The sequence below is a fragment of the Phytoactinopolyspora endophytica genome (genome assembly GCF_004138495.1).
Taxonomy (GTDB): Bacteria; Actinomycetota; Actinomycetes; order Jiangellales; family Jiangellaceae; genus Phytoactinopolyspora; species Phytoactinopolyspora endophytica.
Map to the genome: position 1 here is coordinate 54,397 of NZ_ML142870.1, position 1,756 is coordinate 56,152.

At 66.8% G+C, this 1,756-nt stretch carries 1 protein-coding gene; it reads left to right on the top strand.

Annotation, left to right across the window (positions count from 1 at the left end; genetic code table 11):
- Positions 1 to 1,756: PhoX family protein (locus ELR45_RS29725; RefSeq protein WP_205857531.1), on the top strand; the 1,756-nt coding region annotated here is incomplete at both ends.

A 1,756-nucleotide genomic window follows, 5' to 3' on the forward strand; every position in this document is an offset into this window, starting at 1 on the left:
CAACTTCATGGCCGTTCAGGACAACACCGTGGACAGCGTCGTCGTCCCGAACGGATACGACTGGTCAGTCACGATCGCCTGGGGCGACCCCGTGGAGCAGGGCGCGCCCGATTTCGACATCGACAACCAGTCGGTTGACGCGCAGTTGAAGCAGTTCGGCTACAACTGCGACTACGCCGCCATCCTGCCGTTGGACCGGACCTTCAACAAGGCTCTGCTCTGGGTCAACCACGAGTACACCAACGAGAACCTGATGTTCCACGGCTGGAGTGACGTCGAGTCCGCCACCGAGGAGCAGCTGCGCATCGCGATGGCCGCGCATGGTGGCTCGGTCGTGGAGATCGAGCGCGTCGGCGAAACGGGTGAGTGGAAGGTGGCCAAGCGGCAGCGCTACAACCGCCGGCTCCACACCTGGACCGAGTTCGCCATCGTCGGGCCGGCCGCCGGCAGCGATCTGCTGAAGACCAGCGATGACCCGACCGGGACCGTCGCTCTGGGCACACTGAACAACTGCGCGGGCGGCACGACCCCGTGGGGCACCGTGCTGACCGCCGAGGAGAACTTCCACCAGTACTTCGGTGCCTCCGCGAACATCACCGACCCCACCACCCGCAAGCGCTACGGCCGGTACGGGATCCGTATGGAGACCGGCACCCAACGCGGCTGGGACCGGGTCGAGGACCGGTTCGACCTGGCGTCCGAGCCGAACGAGGTCAACCGGTTCGGCTGGATCGTCGAGGTCGACCCGTACGACCCGAAGTCCACCCCGCGCAAGCACACCGCCCTCGGCCGGTTCAAGCACGAAGGCGCGACGATCTCGATCGCCGAGGATGGCCGTGCCGTCGCCTACATGGGCGACGACGAGCGGTTCGACTACGTCTACAAGTTCGTCTCGTCGAAGCAGTACCGCGAGGGCACCGACAAGCGCTCCCGCGAGCACAACATGACGCTGCTGGAAGAGGGCGACCTCTACGTCGCGAAGTTCACCGGCAACAGCCCCGAGTTTCCGGACAGCCCGCCCGACGACGGCCTGTTCGACGGCACGGGCGAGTGGCTCCCGCTGATCGAGAACGGCGAGAGCATGGTCGACGGGATGAGCGTCGAGGAGGTCCTCACCTTCACCCGGCTGGCCGCGGACCAGGTCGGGCCGACGAAGATGGACCGTCCGGAGGACGTCGAGGCCAACCCGGCAACCGGCACGGTCTACGTCGCGCTGACCAACAACAGCCAGCGCACGGCCGCCGAGGTGGACGAGGCCAACCCGCGCGCGGAGAACCGCTACGGTCACGTCATCGCGATCGACGAGGACGGCGACGACGCGGCCGCGACCACGTTCACGTGGCAGATCGTGATCGTCTGCGGTGACCCGGAGGACCCGGAGACCTACTACGACGGTTACGACAAGTCACAGGTCAGCATGATCGCGTGCCCGGACAACGTGGCGTTCGACCCGTCAGGACGGCTCTGGATCGGTACCGACGGGATGCCCGGTTCGACCGGCGTCCATGACGGCATGTTCGTCATGCCGGTCGAAGGCGAGGACCGCGGCCATGTGCGCCGGTTCCTCTCCACTCCGATCGGCGCCGAGTGCTGCTCTCCCACCGTCACCCCGGACGGCCGCACCGCTCTAGTCGCGGTTCAACACCCCGGCGAGGTCAGCGGGGCGACAACCGAGAACAACTTCTCGACGTTCCCGTACGGCAACCAGCCACGGCCGTCCGTCGTCACCATCTGGCGGAAGACGCCCGACGGCAAC